Source organism: Streptomyces sp. NPDC059740 (genome assembly GCF_042733155.1).
In the GTDB taxonomy this organism is placed as follows: domain Bacteria; phylum Actinomycetota; class Actinomycetes; order Streptomycetales; family Streptomycetaceae; genus Streptomyces.
On record NZ_JBHWGP010000010.1, the window covers coordinates 13,548 to 39,027 of the forward strand.

Annotated in this window: 20 protein-coding genes; 8 read left to right on the forward strand and 12 right to left on the reverse strand. The window is 73.9% G+C overall.

The window, feature by feature from the left end:
- Positions 1 to 181 precede the first annotated feature (181 nt).
- The 9 genes from ACFV3R_RS14555 to ACFV3R_RS14595 form a co-directional block, all read right to left on the reverse strand.
- On the reverse strand, positions 182 to 952 hold the full coding sequence (locus tag ACFV3R_RS14555) for a class I SAM-dependent methyltransferase (RefSeq protein WP_385581175.1): 771 nt from the start codon (positions 950 to 952) through the stop codon (positions 182 to 184).
- Between the two features lie 90 nt (positions 953 to 1,042).
- Complete coding sequence (locus ACFV3R_RS14560; RefSeq protein WP_385581178.1) at positions 1,043 to 2,269, reverse strand: cytochrome P450; 1,227 nt, start codon at positions 2,267 to 2,269, stop codon at positions 1,043 to 1,045.
- 184 nt (positions 2,270 to 2,453) lie between these two features.
- Positions 2,454 to 3,293 carry a carbohydrate ABC transporter permease gene (locus ACFV3R_RS14565; RefSeq protein WP_385581683.1) on the reverse strand — a complete coding sequence of 280 codons (840 nt, stop codon included), beginning with the start codon at positions 3,291 to 3,293 and terminating at the stop codon, positions 2,454 to 2,456.
- Positions 3,294 to 3,397: 104 nt separating this feature from the next.
- The gene (locus ACFV3R_RS14570) at positions 3,398 to 4,318 is read right to left on the reverse strand and encodes a carbohydrate ABC transporter permease (protein ID WP_385581181.1); all 921 of its coding nucleotides are present in this window, start codon (positions 4,316 to 4,318) and stop codon (positions 3,398 to 3,400) included.
- A 12-nt stretch (positions 4,319 to 4,330) separates the two neighbouring features.
- A complete protein-coding gene (locus tag ACFV3R_RS14575; protein ID WP_385581184.1) occupies positions 4,331 to 5,689 on the reverse strand; it encodes an ABC transporter substrate-binding protein in 1,359 nt (452 codons plus the stop codon).
- A 144-nt stretch (positions 5,690 to 5,833) separates the two neighbouring features.
- A complete protein-coding gene (locus ACFV3R_RS14580; protein ID WP_385581187.1) occupies positions 5,834 to 6,775 on the reverse strand; it encodes an oxidoreductase in 942 nt (313 codons plus the stop codon).
- Between the two features lie 152 nt (positions 6,776 to 6,927).
- A complete protein-coding gene (locus ACFV3R_RS14585) occupies positions 6,928 to 8,403 on the reverse strand; it encodes an APC family permease (RefSeq protein ID WP_385581190.1) in 1,476 nt (491 codons plus the stop codon).
- A 1-nt stretch (position 8,404) separates the two neighbouring features.
- Entirely contained in the window at positions 8,405 to 9,973 is a 1,569-nt protein-coding gene (locus tag ACFV3R_RS14590) for a GMC family oxidoreductase (RefSeq protein WP_385581192.1), read from the reverse strand.
- Between the two features lie 70 nt (positions 9,974 to 10,043).
- Complete coding sequence (locus ACFV3R_RS14595) at positions 10,044 to 11,510, reverse strand: aldehyde dehydrogenase family protein (RefSeq protein ID WP_385581195.1); 1,467 nt, start codon at positions 11,508 to 11,510, stop codon at positions 10,044 to 10,046.
- A gap of 501 nt (positions 11,511 to 12,011) precedes the next feature.
- Here ACFV3R_RS14595 and ACFV3R_RS14600 point away from each other — a divergent pair.
- Complete coding sequence (locus ACFV3R_RS14600) at positions 12,012 to 13,151, forward strand: glycoside hydrolase family 3 N-terminal domain-containing protein (RefSeq protein ID WP_385581198.1); 1,140 nt, start codon at positions 12,012 to 12,014, stop codon at positions 13,149 to 13,151.
- Between the two features lie 138 nt (positions 13,152 to 13,289).
- Here ACFV3R_RS14600 and ACFV3R_RS14605 read toward each other — a convergent pair whose 3' ends face one another.
- Positions 13,290 to 14,414 (reverse strand): LCP family protein, encoded by a 1,125-nt coding sequence (locus ACFV3R_RS14605; protein WP_385581201.1) that lies wholly within the window; start codon positions 14,412 to 14,414, stop codon positions 13,290 to 13,292.
- A 104-nt stretch (positions 14,415 to 14,518) separates the two neighbouring features.
- Positions 14,519 to 15,046 carry a transglycosylase SLT domain-containing protein gene (locus ACFV3R_RS14610; RefSeq protein ID WP_385581204.1) on the reverse strand — a complete coding sequence of 176 codons (528 nt, stop codon included), beginning with the start codon at positions 15,044 to 15,046 and terminating at the stop codon, positions 14,519 to 14,521.
- A 452-nt stretch (positions 15,047 to 15,498) separates the two neighbouring features.
- Between ACFV3R_RS14610 and ACFV3R_RS14615 the strand changes: the two genes are divergently transcribed.
- On the forward strand, positions 15,499 to 16,281 hold the full coding sequence (locus tag ACFV3R_RS14615) for a sulfite exporter TauE/SafE family protein (RefSeq protein WP_385581208.1): 783 nt from the start codon (positions 15,499 to 15,501) through the stop codon (positions 16,279 to 16,281).
- 41 nt (positions 16,282 to 16,322) lie between these two features.
- Positions 16,323 to 17,162: a methyltransferase gene (locus tag ACFV3R_RS14620; RefSeq protein WP_385581211.1), complete on the forward strand. Its 840-nt coding sequence runs from the start codon at positions 16,323 to 16,325 to the stop codon at positions 17,160 to 17,162.
- 46 nt (positions 17,163 to 17,208) lie between these two features.
- On the opposite strand, the gene ACFV3R_RS14625 is transcribed toward ACFV3R_RS14620, so the two are convergent.
- Positions 17,209 to 17,880 carry a vancomycin high temperature exclusion protein gene (locus tag ACFV3R_RS14625; RefSeq protein ID WP_385581213.1) on the reverse strand — a complete coding sequence of 224 codons (672 nt, stop codon included), beginning with the start codon at positions 17,878 to 17,880 and terminating at the stop codon, positions 17,209 to 17,211.
- 416 nt (positions 17,881 to 18,296) lie between these two features.
- On the opposite strand from ACFV3R_RS14625, the gene ACFV3R_RS14630 reads away from it, so the two are divergent.
- The 5 genes from ACFV3R_RS14630 (at position 18,297) to dnaG (ending at position 25,293) form a co-directional block, all read left to right on the forward strand.
- Positions 18,297 to 19,322, forward strand: a complete 1,026-nt coding sequence (locus ACFV3R_RS14630) for an adenosine deaminase (protein WP_385581216.1) — start codon at positions 18,297 to 18,299, stop codon at positions 19,320 to 19,322.
- Between the two features lie 81 nt (positions 19,323 to 19,403).
- A complete protein-coding gene (locus tag ACFV3R_RS14635; protein WP_385581219.1) occupies positions 19,404 to 20,759 on the forward strand; it encodes a deoxyguanosinetriphosphate triphosphohydrolase in 1,356 nt (451 codons plus the stop codon).
- A 253-nt stretch (positions 20,760 to 21,012) separates the two neighbouring features.
- Entirely contained in the window at positions 21,013 to 22,287 is a 1,275-nt protein-coding gene (locus ACFV3R_RS14640) for an NAD(P)/FAD-dependent oxidoreductase (RefSeq protein ID WP_385581222.1), read from the forward strand.
- 10 nt (positions 22,288 to 22,297) lie between these two features.
- On the forward strand, positions 22,298 to 23,302 hold the full coding sequence (locus ACFV3R_RS14645; RefSeq protein WP_385581225.1) for a pyridoxal-phosphate dependent enzyme: 1,005 nt from the start codon (positions 22,298 to 22,300) through the stop codon (positions 23,300 to 23,302).
- A gap of 77 nt (positions 23,303 to 23,379) precedes the next feature.
- Positions 23,380 to 25,293: a DNA primase gene (dnaG, locus tag ACFV3R_RS14650; protein ID WP_385581228.1), complete on the forward strand. Its 1,914-nt coding sequence runs from the start codon at positions 23,380 to 23,382 to the stop codon at positions 25,291 to 25,293.
- Positions 25,294 to 25,480: the final 187 nt, after the last annotated feature.

Below are 25,480 nucleotides of genomic sequence, written 5' to 3' on the forward strand. Positions count from 1 at the left end.
GCAGGAAGCTCATGCCGCGGGGAGCGCACACGCCGTGGCAGCCGCTGACGAGCGGCTGTGCCTCACGGGAAGTCGAGTACGCGGTCATGGCGGGCACCCTAGCATCCCCCGCCGGGGACTGTCTCCGGTGCGGACCACATCGTGGGACCGCAGGTCGCGCGGCCCGAGCCGGGGCGCCCCGTCAGCGGGTACCGGCCCACAGCGTCCAGTGGTCGCTCTCGTGCACGGGGCCCGCGGGGAGGCGCGCCACGACGTGGTCGGCGAGCGCGGCGAGCTGTGCGTCGTCCAGCTCGTGCAGCAGGGACCGGCCGGTGCGGGCCAGCAGGTCCGCGCGCACCTCCTCCCGGTCGGCGTAGGTCCGGCGCACCTCGGTCAGCGGCCGGGCGGAGACCGCGTGGAACCCGGCGGCCCGCAACGCCGCGGTCACCGCCCGGGACGAGGGCCGGCGGGCGCGCTCGACCTCCAGCAGTTCGGGGAACCGCTCGAAGAACCAGCCGCGCAGGTGCGTGGCCGAGCCCGGTCGGCGTACGTCGTCCGGGGTGCGGTCCTGGACGAGCAGCCGGCCGCCGGGCGCCAGGAGGCGGTAGGCCTCCTGGTAGCAGGCCCGCGGGTCGCCGAGGTGGTGGACGAGGGCCCGCGCGAACACGATGTCGGCGCGGCCGTCGGGAAGGCCGGTGGCCTGCGCGTCGCCCTGCCGGAAGGTGAGCCCCGGACGCGGCCCGCAGTGCTCGCGGGCCGCGTCGACCATGACGGCGGAGAAGTCGACGCCGACGACCTCTGAGGCGCCGAGGTCGAGCCACGCCCCGCTGTACACACCGCCGCCGCAACCGAGGTCGACCACCCGGGCGCCGCGGGGCACGGCGACTGCACGGACCGCCCGCGCCCAGTCCTCACCCGCCCGGTGCCGGGTGTAGGTGAGGCGGTTGGCGGCGTCGTGGAAGTCGATGGGCACCTGGTCCTGCCTTCCGGGGTGTCGCGGACGGTGGCGAATCGGCCGGAGCGGGCAGTCACCTCCCCCCCGGGCGGCGCTGCGGGCCACGGCCTACCGGGCCGTCTCCGACCAGGTGACCGGCAGCTCGTGGACACCGTAGATGTTCATGTCGGTCCGGAGCCGCACCTCGGCGGCGGGAACGGCGAGTTCGAGGGTCGGGAAGCGGCGCAGCAGTCCCTCGAAACCTGCGCGCATCTCGATGCGGGCCAGTTGCTGCCCGAGGCACTGGTGGACGCCGTGGCCGAAGGAGAGGTGACCGCGGGCCGCGCGGCGGACGTCCAGGGTGTCGGGGTCCTCGAAGCGCGCGGGGTCGCGGTTGGCGGCCAGCAGCGAGACGACGACGGTCGACCCCTCGGCGATCGTCTCACCGCAGAGTTCGATGTCCTCGGTGGCGTAGCGGTAGAAGATGTCGGCGACGGACAGGTACCGCAGGAGTTCCTCGACGGCACCGGGCAGCAGGGCGGGGTCGGCGCGGAGGGCGGCCGCCTGGTCGGGGTGTTCCAGGAGCGCGAAGGCGCCCAGGGACAGCATGTTGGCGGTGGTCTCGTGGCCTGCGAGCAGCAGCAGGAAGGCCATGCCGGTCAGTTCCTCGGCGGTGAGGTCCTCCTGGCGGGCCAGGTCGGACAGGATGTCCTCGCCGGGAGCGGCGCGCTTGCCGGCGACCAGTTCGGCGAGGTACGTGGTCAGCGCGCCGTAGGCGGCCATCTTCTCCTCGAACGGCTGGTCCTTGACCATGAACTTGGCGGAGTTGGCCTGGAAGCCCGCCCGGTCCGCGTAGGGGACGCCGAGCAGTTCGCAGATCACCAGCGAGGGCACCGGCAGCGCGAACTCCCGGACCAGGTCGACCGGCGGTGTGAGGCGCGCCAGCTCCGCCAGCTGCCGCTCGGTGATCTCCCCGATGTGCTCCTCGAGCTGCTTCATGCGTCTGACGGTGAAGGCGCCGGTGAGTCTGCGTCGCAGCCGGGTGTGGTCCGGCGGGTCCATGGTGATGAACACGCCCGGTATCTGCGGGGAGGGCTCGGTGGGGTAGGGCATGCCGGGGACCTCGTACGGCACGCGGAGGATGCCGATGTCATGGCGGGAGCTGAACCGTGCGTCGGCCATGAGCCGGCGGACCGCCTCGTAGCCGGTGACCAGCCACCCCTGGTGGCCGTCGGGGAAGATCATGGGGCTGACCGGGCGGGCCTCGCGCAGGCGGGTGATCCGGCTGGGCGGGTCGAAGGGACCCGCGTCGCGCTCCATGGGGAGACCGTGCGGGACGGAGACGGACTCGCTCATCGGGACTTCCTCTCGTGGCGGTCGCCGCGACCGCAGTCGTCGGCGCACCTGGCGGGTGACGGACACGGTTCCGGGACCGGTCGTGCCGCAGACTCGGTCGCATCATGGCCTGTTCCGGCCGGTCGCGTCCGGGCAATGACCGAACGCGTCTGCGGAGGAGGCCGGTTGCCGGCGCGGGCCTCCCTCAGTCGTCGATGCCGCTGCGCTCCACGCCCGCCACGATGTGCCGCTGGAAGAGCAGGAAGACCAGCAGCAGCGGGGCCACCGACACCGCCGCCGCGACGAACAGCTCGTGCAGGTTGACGGACTGCGCGGTGGTGAACGTGGAGAGCGCCACCTGCACCGTCCACGCCTGCTGGTCCTGTCCGATGACCAGCGGCCACAGGAAGGAGTTCCACGCCCCCACGAACACGATCGTGGCGACCGCCGCGAACACCGGGCGTGCGTTGGGCACCACCACCCGCCAGTACGTCCGCCAGTAGCCCAGCCCGTCGACCCGGGCCGCGTCCTCCAGCTCCTGCGGGAAGCCCAGGAAGTACTGGCGGAAGACGAAGCAGGCGAAGGCGCTGAACAGCGTCGGGATGATCATGCCGCGCAGCGTCGAGATCCAGCCGAGCGAGGAGACCAGCACGAAGCTCGGCACGAAGGTGACGGCTGCCGGGACCATGAGCGTGCCGAGGATGGCGTAGAAGACGGCGTTCGCGTGGCGGTAGGGGATGCGGGCCAGGCCGTAGCCGGCGAGCGAGGCCAGCAGCAGTGTGCCGAGGGTGGTGGCGACGGCGATGACCGCGGAGTTCAGCAGCGCCCGGCCCATCGGCAGGTTCGGGTCGTCGAAGAGTTCCGTCAGGTTCTCCCACCGCAGGTGGCTGGGGAAGAACGTCCAGTCGGCGCCGGTGATCTCGGCCTCGCTCGCCAGACCGTTGCGGACCAGGAGGTAGAAGGGCACCAGGAAGAGCAGCGCCAGCGCGCACAGCAGCGCCAGGCGCAGCGCGCGCCCCGCGCGGACCGCGGCGTCGTGCGTCACCGGCCGCGGCCTGCGGGCCGGGCCGCCCTGGCGGGGCCGCGGCACCCGACGCCCGGACGCGTTCTCGGCGCCGGCCCGCCACCGGGACGTGGTGCGGGTCCCCGTCACAGCGTGTCCTCCTTCCGGCCGAGGCGGAAGACCCGGGCCTGTACGACGGTCGCCACCGCGATGATCAGCGCCAGGACGACGGCGCCGGCGCTGCCCAGCCCCAGGTTCTGCTCGCTGCCCAGCGCCAGGTAGTACAGGTACACCAGTGGCGGCCGGGCGTAGGGCGGGTAGCCGCGGGCGTCGCTGAGCAGGTTGTAGAACTCGTCGAAGGCCTGGAAGGCGCCGATGACCAGCAGCAGCACCACCGCGACGGAGGTGGCGCGCAGCGCGGGGAAGGTGATGTGCCGGAAGGTCTGCCAGCCGGGGCGGGCGCCGTCGACGGCCGCGGCCTCGTACAGGCGGGGCGAGATGCGCTGCAGCCCGGCCAGGAAGAGGATCATGTAGAAACCGGCCTGGAGCCACAGCCGCAGCGTGACCAGCACCAGCCAGTACCAGGGCGGGTCGGTGGTCGCCAGCCACGCCACGTCGTCCCCGCCGAACAGGCCGAGGACGGTGTTGGCCAGGCCGAACCGCACCCCGTTGAAGATCGACAGCTTCCACACCAGCGAGGCCACGACGTAGCTGCACGCGGTCGGCAGGAAGAACACCGACCGGAAGAACGCCCGTGCGAACCGCACCCGGTTGACCATCAGCGCCAGCGCCAGGGACAGCGCGAAGGTCAGCGGCACGATGGCCAGGGTGAAGAGCGCGAAGGTGCCCAGCGCGCCGAGGAAGGCGGAGTCGCCCAGGATGGCGGCGTAGTTGCCGAGCCCCACGAAGTGCGTGGGCGTGACCGTGTTGTGGGCGTCGAAGAAGCTCAGGTAGACGCTCCACGCCAGCGGAACGTAGGTGAACAGGGCCAGCCCGGCCGCGAACGGCCCGACGAAGACCCAGAACCACAGTGCCCGGCGCTGCGAACCGGGAAGCGGACGTGCCATGGGTGCCTGCCGTCAGTGTGCGGGGGAGCGGCGGTGGACGCTGGTGCTCTTGGCGCCCGAGACGCGCCGCAGCTCCGCCTGGACCTTGCGCACCACCGTGCGGAGCTGGTCGTCGGGGTCGGCCCCGTCCTTGATGATGCGGCTGAGCGCGTCCTGGTAGGCGGTGCTGGACGCGGTGGTCCACAGCAGGGGCTCGGCATGGCCGTGGTCGGTGGCCATGCGCACCGCGTCGGCCGCCGCGCCCTCGCGCAGCTGCCCGGCCTTCTTCGCCAGCGAGAGCCGGGCCGGGATGTGGAATCCGTAGCGCAGCGCGAAGTCCTGCTGGTAGTCGGTGCGGTCCACCCACAGCCACTTGACGTAGTCGCGGGCCGCCTCCCGGTGCCTGCTGCGGGCGTTGACGGCCGCTCCGTACGCACCGACCGGCACCGCCGGCCTGCCGTGCGCACCGTCCGCGGGCCACGGCAGCACCCCGAAGTCGTCCCCGAGTGCCTTCTTCACCTGCGGCAGCGCCCACAGCCCGGACCACTGCATGGCGGTCAGGCCCTGCACGAGGGCGGCCGGGTCGGACCAGTCGGCGGGCGCGCCCAGCAGCAGGGAGCCGTCGGCGTACAGGCGGCGCACCTTGGCCAGCGCCCGGGCGGCGGCCGGGTCGTCGAACCCGACACCGCCGTCCTCGTCGACCAGCGAGAGACCGGCGGCGAACAGCGGTGTGCCGCCGAGGACGCCCGCGCCGCCGTCGTTGCCGAGGAAGAGGCCCTTGACCTTCTTCGCCTTCAGCTTGCCCGTCAGGGCGGCCGCCGCGTCGACCAGCGCGTCCAGGGTGGTGGGCGGTTTGACTCCGGCCTCGCGCAGCAGGCTCTTCCGGTAGAACAGCATCTGCATGTCGACGGTCTGCGGGATCGCCCAGACCTTGCCCTGCCAGGTCTTGGGCGCCAGCACGGCGGGGTTGAAGTCCTCGCGTGCGGCGGCGATCTGCTCGGTGAGGTCGACGACCTGGCCGCCGCGGATCTGGTCCAGCTTGGGCCCGTTGACCTCGAAGACGTCCGGCCCCGAGGAGGTCAGCAGGGCCGCGGCGGTCTGCCGGTCGTAGTCACCGGGACGCCACTGGACGGTGACGTGTGCCTGCCGGTAGGCCGCCGCGTACCGTCGCACGGCCGCCTCGGTGCCCGCCTCGCCGTACTGGTGGTACCAGTGGCTCAGCGTCGGTCCCGAAGCGCCGTCGCTGCGCCCGGTGTTGGATCCGCAGGCCGCCAGGGCACCGGCGGCGACCAGGCCGCCGCCGGCCGCCAGCAGTCGCCGCCGGGCCGGGCCGGGCTGCTCCACCGGGGCTGCGCCGGTGCCACCGGCCCGCCGTCCACCGTCGTCCGTCATCGGTCGCCCCCTGCTCCCGTCGATCTCCACGGGGATACTGTGCCGCAAGTCGCCGCCGGGCGCAGGACCTCCACCGATCCGCGGACGGCGGCCCTCGGTGGCGTCTGCCGGGACCGGCCGGTACGTCCGGCCCCGCCGGGCGGGTCAGGCGGTGTGGGGCGGCAGGAAGTCGTAGCGCACGCCGGTCAGTTCCTCGGAGGCCTCCCACAGCTTCCGGGCGGTGTCGTCGTTCAGCGTCCAGGAGGCGCGGAAGGAACGGGCGGGCGCCCCCCACATGCCGCCGCGCGGACCGACGAAGGAGTCCGGCCGCATGTTCGGCGCCGTCGCCGCGCACAGCGTGGGCAGCGCCCCGGACTCCGCGGACTGCGCGAACAGGCGGTTGCCCCACTGCACCACCCGCTCGGCCCCGGACCGGCCCTCCATCCTGACGCCCGCCGTCTGGAGGCCCGTGTCGGCGTAGCCCGGGTGGGCGGCGGCGGCCACCACGTCGGCGCCCACCTCGTCCAGGCGCCGTGCCAGTTCGTGCGTGAAGAGCAGGTTGGCGCTCTTGGAGCGGGCGTAGGCGACCCAGCGACGGTAGGAGCGTTCGCTGTTGAGGTCGTCCAGGCGGACGTCGGCCATGGCGTGGAAGCCGCTGGAGAGGGTCACCACGCGGGAGCCGGGCGTGGCCAGCAGCCGCGGCAGCAGCAACCCGGTCAGCGCGAAGTGCCCCAGGTGGTTGGTGCCGAACTGCATCTCGAAGCCGTCGGCGGTCCGCAGCCGAGGCAGCGCCATCACCCCCGCGTTGTTGACCAGGAGGTCCAGCCGCCCGCCGCCGAGGTCACCCAGCTCCCCGGCGAAGGCCCGGACGGAGGTGAGGTCGGCGAGGTCCAGCTCCCGCAGCTCCACCTCGGCGCCGGGCACCTCCCCGGTCAGCTGCTCCAGGGCGGCGCGGCCCCTGTCCGGGTTGCGGCAGGCCATCACCACCAGCGCCCCCCGGCGGGCCAGCTCCCGTGCCGTCACGTGCCCGAGACCGCCGTTGGCGCCGGTGACCACGGCCACCCGTCCGCTCAGGTCCGGCATGTGGCGGAGGTTCCAGCTCGTCACGTTACTGCGCTCCCTGCGTTCGCCGACGACGCTCACCCGGGTCCACGCCGGCTCCGGTGGAAGGCGGGGGCCGCCGCACCACCACCCTACGGGGCACGGGCCGGGGCGACCCGTGCCCCGGCCCGTACCCCCGCCCCGGCGCAGGCGGCCCGTCAGGCGCTCTGCTTCCGCGGCACCGCGTCACCGGCGGGCGCGTCGCCCCGGCCGTAGTGGTGCGTGGTGAACATGTACAGCAGGCCCGCCACCACGACCACACCGCCGCACAGCAGCACGATGTAGTTGTCGTACCAGGGGTCCTCGGGCGTGCGGGCCCAGGAGATGTTGATGATGGCGAAGATGCCGTAGGCCAGGGCCGCGGCGTTCACCAGCAGTCCCCAGCGGCCCAGCGTGAAGTCGCCGCTCGGCCGCCAGCCCTTCAGCCGGGCCCGCAGCGCGGCGAGCACCACCATCTGGAACGAGCCGTAGATCCCCAGGATCGCGAAGGACACGATCTTCGTCAGGGCGTCCGCGGAGATCAGCGAGCCGAAGGCGATGATGATCGGGATGACGGCCGCCACCAGCAGCGCGAACCCCGGCACCGCCCGTGCGTGGCTGAACCGCCGCAGCAGCCGGTGCCCGACGACCATCTCGTCGCGCGCGTAGGAGTAGATCAGCCGGCCGGCCGCCGCCTGGAGGCTGATGGTGCACGACAGGAAGGAGATGAGCACCACCGCCATCACCAGCCGGGCCCCCACCTCGCCCATCGCGTCGTAGAGCACCCCCACCACCGGGTCGGCGTTCTTCCCCGAGATCACCGCGTTGTAGTCCGTCACCGACAGCAGCAGCGACATGCAGGTGAACGTGGCCGCCGCGCCACCCACGTAGATCGTGCGCCGCATCGCCTTCGGGATGACCCGGCCCGGCCGCGCGACCTCCTCCGCGGTGTCCCCGCACGCCTCGAAGCCGTAGTACTGGTAGAAGCCGATGATCGCCGCCGCCAGGAACACCGGGGCGTAACTGCCGTTGCCCTGTGTGTGGTAGCTGTCGACGATGACGCCGATGCCGTGGTGGCGGTGGGTGGACAGCAGGTACACGCCGACCACGAGCGCGCCGATCAGCTCGGCGCTGAAGCCGATGATCGCGGCCCACGACAGCGCCTTCGTCCCCGCGTAGTTGATGAGGACGGCGACGCAGATGAGCACCACCGTGCACAGCACCGTCGTGTGCACCGTCGGTTTGAAGCCGAAGAGGATCGCGATGTACGGGCCGGCGCCGTAGGCCACCGAGGTGATGGTGACCAGCAGCGCCCACATGTAGACCCAGCCGGTCATCCACGCCCACCGCTTGCCCCACAGCCGCCGCGCCCACGGGTACACGCCGCCGGCGATGGGGTACTGGGCGACGATCTCGCCGAAGACCATCGCCACCAGGAACTGCCCGGCGCCGGCCATCAGGAACGCCCAGATCATCGGCGGGCCACCGGTGGCCAGGGCCGTCCCGAACAGGGTGTAGGTGCTGACGACGGGCGAGAGGTAGGTGAAGCCGAGGGCGAAGTTGGCCCAGGGCCCCATCTCCTTGCGGAACTCCGAGCCCGCTTCCGGGGAGCGGCCGGCGGCACCCCCGGCCGCCGGCTGGGTCGCGTCCGACATCTCAGCTCTCCGTTCCGGTGCCGGCGCCCGCCACCCGACCGGTGATCAGGTCCGCGGCCCGCTCGGCCACCAGCAGCACCGTCAGCATCGGGTTGATGGTCGGCATGGTCGGGAACACCGAGGCGTCCACCACCCGTACCCCCTCCAGGCCCCGTACCCGCAACGACGGGTCCAGTACCGCCAGCGGGTCGCCCGCCGCCCCCATCTTGCAGGTGCCCGCCGGGTGGTAGACGGTGTGCGCCGCGCGCCTGCCGTACTCCGAGAGCTCCGCGTCGGAGGTGACGGACGGCCCGGGCGCGACCTCCCGGCGCAGCCAGCCGCGCAGCGGGTCGGCGGCGGCCACCTCGCGGGCGATCCGCAGGCCGTCCACGATGGTGCGCTCGTCGTGCCCCTCGGGGTCGGTGAAGTAGCGGAAGTCCAGCGCCGGCTTGAGCGTCGGGTCGGCGCCGCGCAGCCACATCCGCCCCCGCGACCTGGCCCGCGGCACGTTCGGCGTCATGCACACCCCGTGCTCCAGCGCCGGGTAGCCCAGCCGCTCGGTGTTGACGGTGAACGGCACCTGGTAGAAGTGGAACATCAGGTCCGGGCGCGGCAGCGACGGGTCGCGCCGCAGCAGCAGACCGGCGTCGGAGTCCATGGCCGAGTTGGGCGGCAGCGGCCCCTCGGTCTCCCACAGGATCACCGACTCGGGGTGGTCCAGCAGGTTCTCGCCGACGCCCGGCAGGTCGGCCAGCACCTCGATGCCGAGCTGCCGCAGCTCCTCGGCGGGCCCGATGCCGGAGAGCAGCAGAAGCCGCGGCGTGTCGATCGCCCCGGCGCACAGCAGCAGCTCCCGCTCGGCCCGCAAGCCCGACTCCGCCCCGTCCGCGGCCCGCACCCGCACCCGCCGCAGCGCGCCCGAGCTGTCCTTCTCCACCCGGTGCGCCCAGGTCTCCAGCTTCAGCGTCAGGTTGGGCCGGTCCATGACGGGGTGCAGGTAGGCCACCGAGGCGGAGGAGCGGGTGTTGTCCGCCGCCTGGTAGGACACCGAGAAGAAGCCGACGCCGTCGGTGAACGGCTCGGCGTTGAAGTCCTCGACCACCGGCACTCCCAGCGCCCGGTGCGCGGCGGTGACGAAGTCCTTGGCGATGGGGTTGCGGTCCGCCTCGGCCACCGGCACCACCGTGTTCTGCAGCCGGTCCCGGTAGGGCAGCACGGTCTCCGCGTCCCAGCCGGGGCAGCCCCGCGTCACCCACTCGTCGAGGTCGCCGGGCAGCGGCAGGAAGCTGATCAGTGTGTTGTGGGAGGAGCAGCCGCCCAGCACCCGGGCCCGCGAGTGCAGGATGTGGGAGTTGCCGCGCGGCTGCTCGGTGGTGGTGTAGCCGTAGTCGTACTCCGAGTCCAGCAGGTTGATCCAGTTCCGCAGCTTCAGGATGCGCTCGTCGCCCACGTCGCTGGGGCCGCCCTCGACCACGCACACCCGGCAGTCCGGGTCCTCGGTGAGCCGCGCCGCCAGCACGCAGCCCGCGGTGCCGCCGCCGACGATGACGTAGTCGAAGCTCTCGTCCCCGCGGTCGCTGTCCGCACTCATCTTCCGTCCTCTCTCCTGGCCGCCCCCGATGACCCCCGGTGCCCGCGGCCGTCACCGGCCGCGAGCCGACTCAGCCCTTGAACCAGCCCGAGGGCTGCGGCGTGAGGTTGTGGTAGATGTGCTGCATCTCCTGGTACTCCTCCAGGCCCCGCGGCCCCAGCTCCCGGCCCACCCCCGACCGGCCGAAGCCGCCCCACTCCGCCTGCGGCACGTAGGGGTGGAAGTCGTTGATCCACACCGTGCCGTGCCGCAACCGGCTCGCGACGCGCTGCGCCCGCCCGGCGTCGGAGGTCCACACCCCGCCGGCCAGGCCGTAGCGGGTGTCGTTGGCCAGCTCCACCGCCTCGTCCTCGCCGCGGAAGCGCTCGACGGTGACGACCGGGCCGAAGACCTCCTCCTGCACGATCCGCATCGACCGGTCGCAGTCCGCGAAGATCGTCGGCAGCAGGAAGAAGCCGCGGGAGAGCGCCGGGTCGTCGGGACGGTGGCCACCGCACACCAGGCGGGCCCCCTCCGAGCGCCCGATCTCCAGGTACCGCTCCACCTTGTCGCGGTGCTCGGCCGAGCTCAGCGGCCCGCTCTCGGTCCGCTCGTCCGTGCCGTCGCCCAGCCGGATCGCCCGGGCCCGCTCCGCGAGCGCCTCGACGAACCGGTCGTGCAGCGAGTCCTCGACGATGAGCCGCGACCCCGCCGAGCAGACCTGCCCCGAGTGCAGGAACGCGGCGTCCAGCGCGTAGTCCACCGCCGCATCGAAGTCCGCGTCGGCGAAGACCACGTTGGGGTTCTTGCCGCCCAGCTCCAGCGCGATGTTCTTCACGTCCTCGGCGGCGCCCGCCATGATGGTCCGCCCGGTGGCCAGGCCGCCGGTGAAGGACACCAGGTCCACCTCCGGGTGCGAGGTCATCGCCGCCCCGACCGTGGCGCCGGCGCCCAGCACCAGGTTGGCCACGCCCGGCGGCGCCCCGGCCTCCGCGATCAGCTCGATCATGGTGATGGTGGACAGCGGCGTGATCTCGCTCGGCTTGAGGACGAAGGTGTTGCCCGCGGCGAGGGCCGGCGCCACCTTCCACGAGGCCTGGAGCAGCGGGTAGTTCCAGGGGGCGATCAGTGCGCACACCCCCACCGGCTGGTACACCACCCGGCTCAGGACGTCCGGGCCCACGTCGACGACCCGGCCGGCGTCCTTGCCGGCGATCTCCGCGAAGTACCGGAAGGCGTTGGAGACGTCCTCGACGTCCATCCGTGCCTCGGTCAGCGTCTTGCCGGTGTCGGCGGTCTCGACGCGCGCGATGTCCTCCCGGTTGTCCAGCAGCAGTTGCGCCACCCGGAAGAGGACGTCCGCGCGGCGGCGGGTCGGTGCGTACGCCCAGTCCTCCTCCCGGAAGGCACGCCGCGCTGCCCGCACCGCCCGGTCGACGTCACTGGCGTCGGCCTCGTCCACCGTCTGGACCACGGACGCGTCGAACGGGTTGACGACGTCCCGCCGCCCACCCGCCGCCGCCGCGGTCCACTCGCCGTCGATGTACAGATCCGGCATCGCATGCTCTCCTCGCTGCTCCTGCACCAGGTGGCCCGGCACGCCGGGCGGCGGGAACATCGTCCAGCGCGCGACCGCCGCGAGGAGGGCACACACCGGGCGGCGGGGGCGGCGGGGGGAGAACGTGACCTGGGTGGGCTAAGGGGTCCTTGCCATATGCCCGCCCGGGTCGCGTGGTCTTGCACCGCACCTCGCGGCGTTGCCGAAAAGCCCTGGTAGCTCCGCTACGAGGACTCTCCGGCGCCTTGCGATGCACGGCGCCAGACCACGCGACCTCATCGGACGCTCATATGGCAAGGACCCCTACGGCCCCCTCCCCCGCGCACCGACCGCGCCGAACGCCGCCCCCTGCCGGAGGACCCACCGGCCCGCCGCCTTGTCGTGCACCCGTCCATCGTTCAGGCTGGGCCCCGCCCCACCCCCGGCCACGCCCGGGCGCGCACGGCTGACGGCGCACCGGCGTGGTCACCGCGTACGCCGCACCTGCCAGGAGGCACACACGTGACCAGGGAGACCCCCGACGCCCGTCCCGCCCGCCGCAGTCTGATCGCCGCAGCCCTCGCCGCCGCCGGGACACTCGCCGTCGCCACCCCCGCCCACGCGGCCCGCCGCGGCCACCACCGCTCGCCCCAGGTCACTCTGACGCCACGCCAGCTGGCGGGGCAGCGGGTGGTGTACTCCTACCCGGGCCTGACGCCGCCCGCCGCCCTGCTGTCGCGGATCAGCGCGGGCGAGGCCGGCGGCGTCATCTTCTTCGGGGAGAACATCTCCGACGAGGACCAGATCGCGGCGGTGGTGGACCGGCTCGTCGCCGCCCACGCCAAGAGCCCCGTGTCGGCGCCGCTGCTGCTCACCACCGACCAGGAGGGCGGCAGCATCCGGCGCCTGCCGGGCGGCCCGGAGCAGTCGCAGAAGGAGGTCGGGCGCAGTGGTGACCCGGACGTCGCCGCCCAGGCGGGCACCGAGGCGGGGCGCAACCTCGCCGGCGTCGGGATGAACGCCAACCTCGCACCCGTCCTCGGCGTCTACCGGGAGGCGGGCGACTTCCTGGACCGGTGGGGCCGCTCCTACGGCACCGACCCGCAGGAGGTGGCGGAACTGGCCGCCGCCTTCGTCACCGCGCAGCAGGACACCGGGGTCGCCGCCACGGCCAAGCACTTCCCCGGCCTCGGCGCGGCCGGCACCGACGCGAACACCGACGAGGGGCCGGTGACGCTGGACCAGTCCCTGGCCGAACTGCGGACGGTGGACGAGGCGCCCTACCCGGCGGCGATCCGGGCCGGCGTGGCGATGGTGATGGCCTCGTGGGCGGTCTACCCCGCCCTCGACGCCGAGCGGCCGGCGGGCCTGTCGGCGCGGGCGATCCGGCAAGAGCTGCGGGGCCGGCTCGGCTTCCGCGGCGTCACCGTCACCGACGCGCTGGAGGCCAAGGCCCTCGCGGCGTTCGGCGGGACCGGGCAGCGTGCCGTGCTGGCCGCCGACGCGGGCATGGACCTGCTGCTGTGCTCCGCCCGGGACGTGGACCAGGGCGACGAGGCGGCGTCTGCGCTGGTCACGGCGTTGGCCGAGGGCGACCTTCCGGAGGACGACTTCCGGGGTGCGGTGGAACGGGTGCTGGAGCTGCGCTCGGGCCTGAGCTGAGAGGACCGCCCGCCCGCCGGAAAGGGCGGACGGGCGGGTGGGAAGAGACGGACGGGGGGCCGAGGGGGTCGCCACAAACCCTTCGGCCCCTCGCCCTGTCACCTGAGCCCTCCGGCCGCGGGGCCGGTGTCCCCGGACTCAGGTGCCGGAGGTCACCGGCGACTTGCCCTTGTCACCGACCGACGCCTTCTCCGCCGACTTCGGGATCGGCTTGTCGTCCCGGAGCGCCTTCCACACCTGCTGGGCGTTCTTCTCCACCGGGATGACGCGCTCCTGGTCGTTCGGGTCGTAGGTGACCGGCATGGTGACCATGTCCATGTGGCCCGGGTTGATGCCCTTGAGCTCCTTCGCCAGCCCCAGCAGCTTGTCGGCCGAGGCCAGGCCGGAGTCGGCGCTGACGGTCTTGGTGGCGGTGTCCGCCAAACCGTAGGCCTTCGCCGGGTTGCTCAGCAGGTCCAGGGAGTTCACCTTGCGGGTGAGCGCCTTGATGAACGTCTGCTGGAGCTGGATGCGGCCCAGGTCGCTGCCGTCGCCGACGCCGTGCCGGGTGCGCACCAGCTCCAGGGCCTGCTTGCCCTTGAGGGTGTGCTTGCCGGCCGCCAGGTCCAGGTGGCTGTCGGGGTCGTGGATGGCCTGCTTGGTGGTGACGTCCACACCGCCGAGCTGGTCGATGAGCTTCTGGAAGCCCTTGAAGTCCACCTCGACGTAGTGGTCCATGCGGACCCCGGACATCTGCTCCACGGTCTTGACCGTGCAGGCCGGGCCGCCCACCTGGTACGACTCGTTGAACATCGCCTTGGACGCGCCCTTGGCGGTGCCGCCGCCCGGCTTGGCGCAGTCGGGCCGCTTGACCATGGTGTCGCGCGGGATGCTGACGACGCTGGCCTTCTTGTGGGTCTTGTCGATGTGCAGCACCATCGTGGTGTCGGAGCGGGCGCCGCTGACGTCGTGGCCGTACTCGCCGTGGGTGCCGGCGCGGGAGTCGGAGCCCATGAGGAGGATGTTCTCCGCCCCGCCGGCCTCCTCCTTCGGCCGGTCGTGGCCGAGCACGGAGTTGATGTCGACGCCCTTGACGTTGCCGTTGAGGTGCGACCAGGCGTAGGCCGTGCCGCCGCCGCCGAGCACCACCACGCCCAGCGCCCCCCAGGCGACGATCCGCAGGGACCGCCGCCTGGTGCGGTGTACCTTGCCCGGCCCGTAGTCGGCGTGCGCGGGACCGTCCCCGGTGGGGGTGGGGTCCTCGTTACCGCTGCCTCGCGGCATGGGCTATCAGTCCTTCGGATCGGAGGTTCGGTTCGACCGGGGGAGTCCTGGCGGTCGCGCGCCCGGCGGGCGGGGCGCCAGAACTCCCGGCGTCGGCCCGCCTGTCAGTAGGCGGAGTTGACGTTGTCCATCGAGCCGTAGCGGGCAGCCGCGTAGTTGCAGGCCGCGACGATGTTCGACACCGGGTCGGTCAGCACGTCCTTGGTGCCGTTGACGTGGTAGGTGTCGAAGGTCGGCTGGATGACCTGGAGCAGACCCTTGGAGGGCACGCCGTTCTGGGCGTTGATGTCCCAGTTGTTGACGGCGTTCGGGTTGCCCGCCGACTCGCGGATGATGTTGCGGTAGATGCCCTGGTAGGAACCGGGGATCCCCTTGATCTTCATGATGTCCAGGGACTGCCGGATCCAGCCGTCGAGGGTGTTGGGGTACTTGTTGCCCGCGTCGTCGGCGATCTTCTGGATCTCCTGGGTCTGCTTGGCGGACACCGAGGAGGCGTCGGCCGGCGCCTTCGCCGGGGCGGCGTGGGCGGCGGGGGCCAGCGTCAGGGCCGCGGCGGCGGCACCGAGGGTGGCGACACCGGCGGTGGCGTACTTGCCGAAGCGCGTGCGGCGGGAAGCAGTGATGGCAGACATGGGTGTGGCACCTCTCCGTTCGGGGACTTCCTCGGGGAGGCCGACTGGGGGGTCGGCGCCGCGGGCCGTGGGGTCCCGCGTCGATGGGGCCGGTCGGCTTGCGGACGGTGGTCCCGTCCGGGTCCGGCGCTCGGCTCCCCGGTACGTCGAACACATTGGGCGAGCGCCCGAGCGTGCCGCAAAGGTGTGACCTACTACCGGAAATAGGAGCCGGCCGGGCGCCCGGCACCGGCGGCCCGTGTCCGCGGGGCGGCCCGGACCACGGCGTCTACTACCGCGCCTCGCGTATGACCTGGGCCCTATGGGAGGCGTCACACCGCGGACGGTTCCGCAACCCCGCCGGGCCCATCTCGTCACCGGCGGTCACCGGGTGCACGCGACCGCGGGCATCCGGCTGAGCCGCGACCCGGCGCGGCGACGGACCCGCGCCGACCGCTCCCTAGGATCACCCCGTGCCTCCTGACATGTCTCTGACGACTCTCGCCCTCCTCTGCCTGGCCGCCCTCGCCGCGGGCTGGATAGACGCCGTCGTCGGCGGCGGCGGACTGCTGCTGCTCCCGGCGCTCCTCGTCGGCCTGCCGCACACGCCCACCGCCTACGTCCTGGGCACCAACAAGTCCGCCGCGGTCGTCGGCACCAGCGCCGCCGCCGCGACCTACCTGCGGCGCGCCCCCTTCGACCCGCGGCCCGCCGCCCGCATCGGGCTGGCCGCCGCCGGCGGCTCGCTGGCGGGCGCCACCCTCGCCGCGGGTATCGACAGCGCGGTGCTCCGGCCGGTGATCATGGGCGTCCTGGTCGCGGTCCTCGCCTTCGTGCTGCTGCGCCCCGGCTTCGGCCGCGCCGCCGCACCCGCCGGCCCGGTCACCCGCCGCCGCATGCTCGCCGCCGTCCTCGTCGCGGGCCTCGGCATCGGCTTCTACGACGGCCTGATCGGGCCCGGCACCGGCGCCTTCCTGGTCCTCGCGCTCTCCGCACTGCTCCGCGCCGACCTGGTCACCGCCTCCGCCACCGCCAAGGTCGTCAACGTCTGCACCAACCTCGGGGCCCTCGTCACCTTCTCCCTGCAGGGCACCATCCTGTGGCGCCTGGGCCTGCTGCTGGCCCTGTTCAACCTCGTCGGCGGGGCGGCGGGCGCCCGCACGGCGCTCAAGCGGGGCACCGGCTTCGTCCGCGGCGTCCTGGTCGTCGTGGTGGTGGCGCTGCTGGCCAAACTGGCCCTCGACCAGTGGGGCTGAGGTGCCGGGCACAGCCTGGACCGACCTGGGACGATGAGGCCATGACTGCCGACCGACCCTCCCGCCCGGCCACCGCCCCGACCGGCAACGACTACCTGCTGGCGAACGCGCAGCCCGAAGCGGGGGAGCGGTTCGACGCCCTGTCCGCGCTCTTCGACGCCTCGACCTTCCGTCACCTCGACGAGATCGGGGTGGCGGAGGGGGACCACTGCTGGGAGGTCGGCGCCGGCGGCACCTCGGTCGTCCGCCGGCTCGCCGAACGGGTCGGGCCCGGCGGCCGGGTCCTCGCCACCGACATCGACACCTCCCGCGTCCAGGCGGCGGCCGGCGGCCCGGTGGAGGTCATGCGCCACGACGTCGGCGCGGACGCGCCGCCCGAGGGCGTCTTCGACCTCGTCCACGCCCGGCTCGTCCTGGTGCACGTCGCACAACGGCAGCAGGCCCTGGCGGCGCTCGTCCAGGCCCTGCGCCCCGGCGGCGTCCTCCTGGTGGAGGACGCCGACCCCGCGCTCCAGCCGCTGATCTGCCCCGACGAGCACGGCCCGGCGCAGCAACTCGCCAACCGGCTGCGCCGCGGGTTCCGCACCCTGCTCGCCGAGCGCGGCGCGGACCTGGCCTACGGCAGGACGCTGCCGCGGGCGCTGCGCGAGGCGGGCCTGGTGGACGTGGTCGCCGACGCCTACTTCCCCCTCACCTCGCCCGCGGCGACCGCCCTGGAGGACGCCACCGTCCGGCAGATCCGCGAACGGCTGGTCGCCCGGGGCCTGGCCACCGACGCCGAGATCGACACCCACCTGCACCACCTGGCGACCGAGCCCATGGACCTGGCCACCGCACCCATGGTCTCCGCGTGGGGACGCAGGCCGGCCACCATCGGCTGACCCGCGCAACCGGCGACGGCCGCCGGGCCGTCATGCCCGCCAGGCCCTATCCCAGGGCCCGCCGGACCCCGTTCTCCCGTGGGCCGAGGAAGTGCGGGTCGGGACGGAACACGGCGTCCAGCGCCGCCTTGCCCGCGGCGAACACCTCGCGCACCCCGCCGTAGTACCAGGTCACGTCCCGCGGCTCGGCCACCCCTACGCCCCAGGACCGCACCCCGGCCGCCGCACACAGCGCCAGCGCCCGGCGGACGTGGAAGTCCTGGCTGACCAGCACGGCCCGGGTGACCCCGAACACCCGGTGGGCGCGGGTGCAGGAGTCCCAGGTGTCGAAGCCGGCGTAGTCGGTGACCACCTTCGACGCCGGCACCCCGTGCGCCACCAGGTAGCGGCGCATCGCGTCCGGCTCGTCGTAGTCCTTGCGGCTGTTGTCGCCGGTGACCAGCAGCGCCCGCACCGTCCCCGCCCGGTACAGGCCCGCCGCCGCGTCCAGCCGGTGCGCCAGGTAGGGAGAGGGCTCGCCGTCCCACAGCCCCGCCCCGAAGACCACGGCCACCGGCTCCCGCGGCACCCTGGAGGCGGGCAGGTCCCGTGCCGCGGTGGTCAGGTTCAGCCAGGTCGCCGGGGCCAGCGCCACCAGGCACAGCGCCACCGCCGCCCACACCGCCCGCCGCCGGCCCCGCCGGGTCCGCGGCAGCCGCAGCCATCCCGGCGACCGCAACCACCCCGGCGACCCGCCCCGGCCCGAGCCCGCCGCCCCGGAACCGCCCGCGCCCGGGTCCGCCGTCCCCGCCCCGGCCGCGCCCGGGTCCGCCGTCGCCGAACGGGCACCGGCCGGGCCCGCCGCAGCGGGTCCCGCCGCGCTCCCGCCCGCAGCCGTCCCGTCCGCGCCCGGTGCTGCACCCACCGTCGTCCCCACTTCCCTCGTTCCCCCGGCACCGGGAGGGGTGCTCCCGACAACCGCACGGACGCCGCCCAGCTCCCACCGGTTGCGTCCCCACCCTCCCGCCCCTCCCGGCGGCCCGCAGGCCACCGCTGCCACCTGGGTAGCCTGGGAGATCACCCATTCACCGGTGCACCGGCCACCGACGCACCCCACACCGACCCGACCCGCACCACGAGACGAACAGGTACCCGATGTCCGCGACGCTCCCGACGCCCCCGCCGCTCCCCAAGGCGGAACTGCACCTCCACATCGAGGGCACCCTCGAACCCGGCCTGGCCTTCGCCCTGGCCCGCCGCAACGGCATCGAGCTGCCCTACGCCGACGAGGCGGAGCTGCGCCGCGCGTACGACTTCGAGGACCTGCAGTCCTTCCTGAACCTCTACTACGCGCTGATGGACGTGCTGCGCACCGAGGAGGACTTCGCCGACCTCGCGCACGCCTACCTGGCCCGCGCCCGGGAACAGGGCGTCCGCCACGCCGAGATCTTCTTCGACCCCCAGGCCCACACCTCCCGCGGCGTGCCGCTGGCCACCGTCATCGAGGGCCTGGGCCGCGCCCTGGACGAGGCGCCCGAACGCTACGGCATCACCACCGGCCTCATCCTGTGCTTCCTGCGCGACGAGAGCGCCGAGTCGGCCCTGGCCACCTTCGAGGCCGCCCGCCCGCACCTGCACCGCCTCACGGCCGTCGGGCTGGACTCCGCCGAGGTCGGCCACCCGCCGGTGAAGTTCACCGAGGTCTTCGCCCTGGCCCGCGAGGCGGGACTGCGCTGCGTCGCCCACGCCGGCGAGGAGGGTCCGCCCGCCTACGTGTGGGAGGCGCTGGACGTCCTGGGCGTGGACCGCGTCGACCACGGTGTCCGCTGCATGGAGGACCCGGCCCTCGTCGACCGGCTCCGCACCGACCGCGTGCCGCTGACCGTCTGCCCGCTGTCCAACCTGCGGCTGCGCGTCGTCGACGACCTCGCCGACCACCCGCTGCCCGCGATGCTCGACGCCGGACTCCTGGTGACGGTCAACTCCGACGACCCCGCCTACTTCGGCGGCTACGCCGAGGACAACTTCACCGCCGTCCGCGACGCCCTCCACCTCGGTCCCGCCACGCTGCGCACCCTCGCCGAGAACTCCTTCCGCGCCGCCTTCCTCGACGAGGCCGTCCGCGAGCGGTACCTGGCCGAACTGGCCGCCGCCCCGGACCCGGTGCCCGCCGGCGCCTGAGCCCGGTGCCCCGCCGCCCGGCGGCGGGGCACCGCCCGCCGGCAGGACTACCGTCACCCCCATGACGGGAAGACGCACCACATGACGGCGAGCGAACCCACCACGACGAGCGGCGCGCACGACGGCCCGGGGCGCGGCTACACCCCTGCCGACACCGAACGCTGGGTCCCCGAACCCGACAAGCGCCCCGGCCGCAGCGCCTTCCAGCGCGACCGCGCCCGGGTGCTGCACTCGGCGGCCCTGCGCCGCCTCGCGGGCAAGACCCAGGTCGTCACGCCCGGCACCGCCAGCCCCGCCTGGGACGCCAGCCCCCGCACCCGTCTCACCCACTCCCTGGAGTGCGCCCAGATCGGCCGGGAACTCGGCGCCGCCCTCGGCTGCGACCCCGACCTGGTGGAGACCGCCTGCCTCGCCCACGACCTAGGCCACCCGCCCTTCGGCCACAACGGCGAACGGGCACTGGACGACGTCGCCGGAGGCTGCGGCGGCTTCGAGGGCAACGCCCAGTCGCTGCGGCTGCTGACCCGGCTGGAACCCAAGCGCTTCCTGCCCGGCCCCGACGGCACCGTCGTCAGCGTCGGCCTCAACCTCACCCGTGCCGCCCTCGACGCCGCCACCAAGTACCCCTGGCGCCGCGGCGGCCACCCCACCGACCCCGACTCGCCCAAGTACGGCGTCTACGAGGACGACCTGCCGGTCTTCGCCTGGCTGCGCCACGGCGCCCCCGACCAGCGCCGCAGCCTGGAGGCCCAGGTCATGGACTGGTCGGATGACGTGGCCTACTCCGTCCACGACGTGGAGGACGGCCTGCACGCCGGCCACCTCGACCCCAACGTCCTGTACGCCGAACCCGAACGCGCCGACCTCTTCGCCGTCGCCGCGCAGCGCTACGCCCCCGGCGCGGACACCGCGGAACTCGCCGAGGCCCTCGACCGCCTCCTGGCCCAGGAGTGGTGGCCCCACGGCTACGACGGGACCGCGATCGCCCAGGCCCGGCTCAAGGACGCCACCAGCCAGCTCATCGGCCGCTTCTGCCAGGCCGCCGAGGACGCCACCCGCGCCGCCTGGGGCGAGCACCCCGGTGGCCTCACCCGCTACCGCGCCGACCTCGTGGTGCCCCGTCAGGCCCGGCTGGAGTGCGCCGTCCTCAAGGCGGTCGCCGACCGGTACGTCATCCAGCGCCCCGACCAGGAGGCGCTCCGAGCCGAACAGCGCGTCATCATCGCCGAACTCGCCGAAGCCCTGCTGGCCCGCGCCCCCGACGGCCTCGACCCGCAGTTCCGCGCGCTGTACGCCGCCGCCGACGCCACCGGCGACGACGCCGCCCGCACCCGCGCGGTGGTCGACCAGATCGCCGCGCTCACCGACACCACCGCCCGGGCCCTGCACGGCCGCCTCACCCGGCCGACCGCCACCGGCACCGGCCGGGCGGACTGACCGGCGGCGCCCCCTTCCGCACGCGGGCTCCGTACGTCAGGCTCGAACACGTGTCGCCGTCGGAAGGCGTCGAGGCGGCACGGCAGGCCGGACCCGCGGCCCGCGTCCACCCGCAGGGCACGGACGGCGGGACGCAGGGCCGACCGGGCGTCCCACCGCGGTACACGGGCCCGCGGACCGGGCAACGTACCGACGTCACGACACGGGGGCTTATGGCGAGCGGCGCCGGCGTGCCGCAGCGAGGAGGAAGCACGTGGTCGACGCAAACGAGACGTTCGTCGTGGTCGGGGGTGGCCTGGCCGGGGCCCGGGCGGCGCAGACGCTGCGCGCGGAGGGCTTCGCCGGCCGCGTCATCCTCATCTGCGACGAGCGCGACCACCCCTACGAACGGCCCCCGCTGTCGAAGGGTTACCTGACGGGCCGCGAGGAGCGCGCGAGCCTCTTCGTCCACGAACCGGGCTGGTACGCCGCCGCCGAGATCGAACTCCACCTCGGCGCGCCCGCGGTCCGCCTCGACCCCCAGGCCCGCACCGTCCACCTGGCCGACGGCACCGTCATCGCCTACGACAAGCTGCTCCTGGCCACCGGCGCCGAACCCCGCCGCCTGGACGTCCCCGGCACCGACCTCGTCGGCGTCCACCACCTGCGGCGCCTGGCCCACGCGGACCGCCTGCGGACCACGCTCGCCGGCCTCGGCCGCGACAACGGGCACCTGCTCATCGCGGGCGCCGGCTGGATCGGCCTGGAGGTGGCCGCTGCGGCCCGCGGCTACGGCGCCGAAGTGACGGTCGTCGAGCCCCGGCCCACCCCCCTGCACGCCGTCCTCGGCCCCGAGCTGGGCGCCGTCCTCACCGACCTGCACGAGGAGCACGGCGTCAGGTTCCACTTCGGCGCCGCCCTCACCGAGATCACCGGGCAGGACGGCGTGGTGCTCGCCGCCCAGACCGACGACGGCACCGAGCACCCCGCCCACGACGTCCTCGCGGCGATCGGCGCGGCCCCCCGCACCGCGCTGGCCGAAGCCGCCGGACTCACCGTCGCCGACCCCCACGGCCCCACCGGCGGCGGCGTGGTCGTCGACCGCTCGCTGCGCACCTCCGACCCGTGCGTCTTCGCCGCGGGCGACGTCGCCGTCGTCTGCGGGGGCGAGGCCGGTGACGGGCCGGACCTGCGGGTCGACCACTGGGCCAACGCCCTGCACGGCGGCCCCGCCGCCGCCCGCGCCATGCTCGGCCAGGACGTCACCTGGGACCGGGTGCCCTACTTCTTCTCCGACCAGTACGACGTCTCACTGGAGTACTCCGGCTACGCCCCGCCGGGCACCTACGAGGAGGTCCTGGTCCGCGGCGACACCGGCAAACGCGAGTTCGTCGCCTTCTGGCTCCGCGACGGACAGGTGCTGGCCGGCATGGACGTGGGCGTGGGCGAGGCCACGGGACCCGTCCAGGAACTGATCCGCACCGGCCACCGGCCCGACCGCGAGGCGCTGGCGGACCCGGGAGTACCGCTGACCTCGCTCCTTCCGTAGCGTTGCCGCCATGACGACCTGTGCCGACGACTCCTCCGCCACCGCACCCCGCGGCAGGACCGTGACCCTGGACGACGTGCGGGCCGCCGCCGCGCGCATCGAGGGCGCCGTCCACCGCACGCCCGTGGTGCGCTCCCGCACCCTCGACGCGGCCGCCGGCGCCGAGGTCCACGTCAAGTGCGAGAACCTCCAGCGCGTCGGCGCCTTCAAGTTCCGCGGGGCCTACCACGCCCTGTCCCGCCTGACCCCGGAACAGCTGACCCGCGGTGTCGTCGCCTACTCCTCGGGAAACCACGCCCAGGCCGTGGCGCTGGCCGCCCGTGAGCTGGGCACCACCGCCACGATCGTGATGCCCGCCGACGCCCCCACGGCCAAGCTGGAGGCGACCGCCGGCTACGGGGCGAAGGTCGTCACCTACGACCGCTGGAGCGAGAGCCGGGAGGAGATCGGCGGGCGGCTCGCCGCCGAGGAGGGGCTCGTCCTCATCCCGCCCTACGACCACCCCGACGTCATCGCCGGCCAGGGCACGGTGGCACTGGAGCTGATCGAGGACGCCGGGCCGCTGGACGCGCTGGTCGTGCCGGTGGGCGGTGGCGGCCTCCTGGCGGGCTCGTCGGCGGCGGCCACCGCCCTGGTCCCCGGCATCCGCATGATCGGTGTGGAGCCGGCCGCCGGCGACGACACCGCCCGCTCGCTGGCCGCCGGGGAGCGCGTCCACCTGCCCGAGGTGCCCCGCACCATCGCCGACGGGCAGGGCGCCACCGCCCCCGGCGAGCTGACCTGGCCGATCAACCGGCGGCTGGTGGAGGCGGTGGCGCTGGTGGAGGAGGACGAGATCCGCGCCGCCATGCGGTTCGCCTTCGAACGTCTCAAGCTCGTCATGGAGCCGAGCGGCGCCACCGGCCTCGCCGCCCTCCTGGCCGGCCGCGTCCCGGACCTGCCGCGCCGGGTCGGCGTCGTCGTCTCCGGCGGCAACATCGGCGTCGAACGCTTCACCGAGATCATGGCCGGCTGAGGACCGGCCCCGGGGCGGGCGGCCGGTCCGCCGCCCGCCCCGCCCCCGGTGTCACCGGCGCCCCGTAGACTTCCCCCGTGGCCGGCAGGATCAGGGACGAGGACGTGAAGGCGGTTCGGGACGCGGTCCCGATCGACGCCGTCGTCTCGGAGTACCTCCAGCTCCGCAACGCCGGCGGCGGCAACCTCAAGGGCCTGTGCCCCTTCCACGACGAGAAGTCGCCGTCCTTCCACGTCTCCACCGCCAAGGGCCTCTACCACTGCTTCGGCTGCCAGGAGGGCGGGGACACCGTCGACTTCGTCATGAAGATCGACCACCTCTCCTTCGCCGAGACCATCGAACGCCTCGCCGCGCAGGCCGGCATCACCCTGCGCTACGAGGAGGGCGGCTACACCCCCGGCCGGCAGCAGGGCGAACGCACCCGCCTCGTCGAGGCCCACAAGGTCGCCGCCCAGTACTACGTCGACCAACTGGAGAGCCCCGAGGCGCAGATCGCCCGCACCTTCCTCGCCGAGCGGGGGTTCGGCCAGGACGCCGCCCAGCACTTCGGCGTCGGCTACAGCCCCGCCGGCTGGGACCACCTCACCCGCTACCTGCGCGGCCGGGGCTTCAGCGACAAGGAGCTGGTGCTCTGCGGGCTCGCGCAGGAGGGCAGGCGCGGCCCCATCGACCGGTTCCGGGGCCGCCTGATGTGGCCCATCCGCGACATCGCCGGCGAGGTCGTCGGCTTCGGCGCCCGCAAGCTCCGCGAGGACGACAACGGGCCCAAGTACCTCAACACCCCCGAGACGCCGATCTACCACAAGTCCCAGGTCCTCTACGGCATCGACCTCGCCAAACGCGACATCGCCAAGACCGACCGGGCCGTGGTCGTCGAGGGCTACACCGACGTCATGGCCTGCCACCTGGCCGGCGTCACCACCGCCATCGCCACCTGCGGCACCTCCTTCGGCGAGGGCCACATCAAGATCCTCCGCCGGCTGCTGATGGACAACGCCTCCTGCGAGGTCGTCTTCACCTTCGACGGGGACGCCGCCGGCCAGAAGGCGGCCCTGCGCGCCTTTGAGGACGACCAGAAGTTCGCCGCCCAGACCTCCATCGCCGTCAGCCCCGACGGCATGGACCCCTGCGACCTGCGGCTCGCCGAGGGCGACGAGGCCGTCGCCGCCCTCGTGGAGACCCGCACCCCGCTCTTCCGCTTCGCCCTGCGCTCGGTCGTCTCGCGCTACAACCTCGACACCGAGGAGGGCCGCGTCGCCGCCCTCGACGCCGCCGTGCCGATCGTCGCGGCCATCAAGGACCCCAGCCTCCGCGACCGCTACGCCATCCACCTCGTCGGCATGGTCGGCATCACCAGCCAGGCCGAGGAGCAGTCCATCATCCGGCGCGTCCGCGGCCTCGCCCGCAGCCGCGACGGCCAGCAGGCCAAGGCCGGCCGCTACGCCGAACGCCCCGTCCCGGCCGGCGCCGCGGCGAGCACGGCCGCCGCCCCCCAGGCGCCCCGCGGGCCCGCCCTGAACCTGCGCCGCCCCGCGCTGCGCGTGGAACGCGAACTCCTCAAGCTCGCACTCCAACGCCCCGACCTGGTCTCGCCCGCCTTCGACGCCTACGGCCTCGACGAGTTCACCGCCCCGCCCTACGCCGCGGTCCGCCGGTGCATCGAGGAGGCCGGCGGTACCACCGGCGCCGGCACCGACTTCCTGACCCGGGTGCGGGAGGCCGCCCCCGACGACACCGTCCGCGCGATGGTCACCGAACTCGCCGTCGAGGCCCTCCACACCCGCCGCGACCCCGACGAGGAGTACGCCGGCTTCCAACTCGTCGCCGTCCGCCTCGCCGCCGTCAACGCCCGCATCGCCGAGCTCCACGGCGGCCTGCGCCGCCTCGGCCCCGACGCCGACCCGGACCGCCTCACCGCCCTGCAGAACGAACTCTGGGTCCTGGAGCAGTACGGCCGGGCGCTGCGCGAGAAGGGCTACGCGGCGCTGTAACGCGGCCGGCGCCCCTTCCCCGCCGCCCAGGCCCGCCCGACCCGCCGGGGACGCCGCCGAGCCCGTCCGCATCCCCGCGCCCACCGGCCCGCCTCGCCCGCCGGTGACCACATCGCTGCGCTCCGCTGACACCCGGTGCCGGGAAAGTTGCTGCACGCCCCTCGTGGCCGCGGTGTGCCGTCCCTCA

Bases quoted from the DNA above. Each gene is read 5' to 3' on its own strand.
- ACFV3R_RS14560 (WP_385581178.1), bottom strand. From the start codon at position 2,269: ATGAGCGAGTCCGTCTCCGTCCCGCACGGTCTCCCCATGGAGCGCGAC.
- ACFV3R_RS14570 (WP_385581181.1), bottom strand. From the start codon at position 4,318: ATGGCACGTCCGCTTCCCGGTTCGCAGCGCCGGGCACTGTGGTTCTGG.
- ACFV3R_RS14575 (WP_385581184.1), bottom strand. From the start codon at position 5,689: ATGACGGACGACGGTGGACGGCGGGCCGGTGGCACCGGCGCAGCCCCG.
- ACFV3R_RS14585 (WP_385581190.1), bottom strand. From the start codon at position 8,403: ATGTCGGACGCGACCCAGCCGGCGGCCGGGGGTGCCGCCGGCCGCTCC.
- ACFV3R_RS14590 (WP_385581192.1), bottom strand. From the start codon at position 9,973: ATGAGTGCGGACAGCGACCGCGGGGACGAGAGCTTCGACTACGTCATC.
- ACFV3R_RS14595 (WP_385581195.1), bottom strand. From the start codon at position 11,510: ATGCCGGATCTGTACATCGACGGCGAGTGGACCGCGGCGGCGGCGGGT.
- ACFV3R_RS14605 (WP_385581201.1), bottom strand. From the start codon at position 14,414: ATGCCGCGAGGCAGCGGTAACGAGGACCCCACCCCCACCGGGGACGGT.
- ACFV3R_RS14610 (WP_385581204.1), bottom strand. From the start codon at position 15,046: ATGTCTGCCATCACTGCTTCCCGCCGCACGCGCTTCGGCAAGTACGCC.
- ACFV3R_RS14620 (WP_385581211.1), top strand. From the start codon at position 16,323: ATGACTGCCGACCGACCCTCCCGCCCGGCCACCGCCCCGACCGGCAAC.
- ACFV3R_RS14630 (WP_385581216.1), top strand. From the start codon at position 18,297: ATGTCCGCGACGCTCCCGACGCCCCCGCCGCTCCCCAAGGCGGAACTG.
- ACFV3R_RS14635 (WP_385581219.1), top strand. From the start codon at position 19,404: ATGACGGCGAGCGAACCCACCACGACGAGCGGCGCGCACGACGGCCCG.
- ACFV3R_RS14645 (WP_385581225.1), top strand. From the start codon at position 22,298: ATGACGACCTGTGCCGACGACTCCTCCGCCACCGCACCCCGCGGCAGG.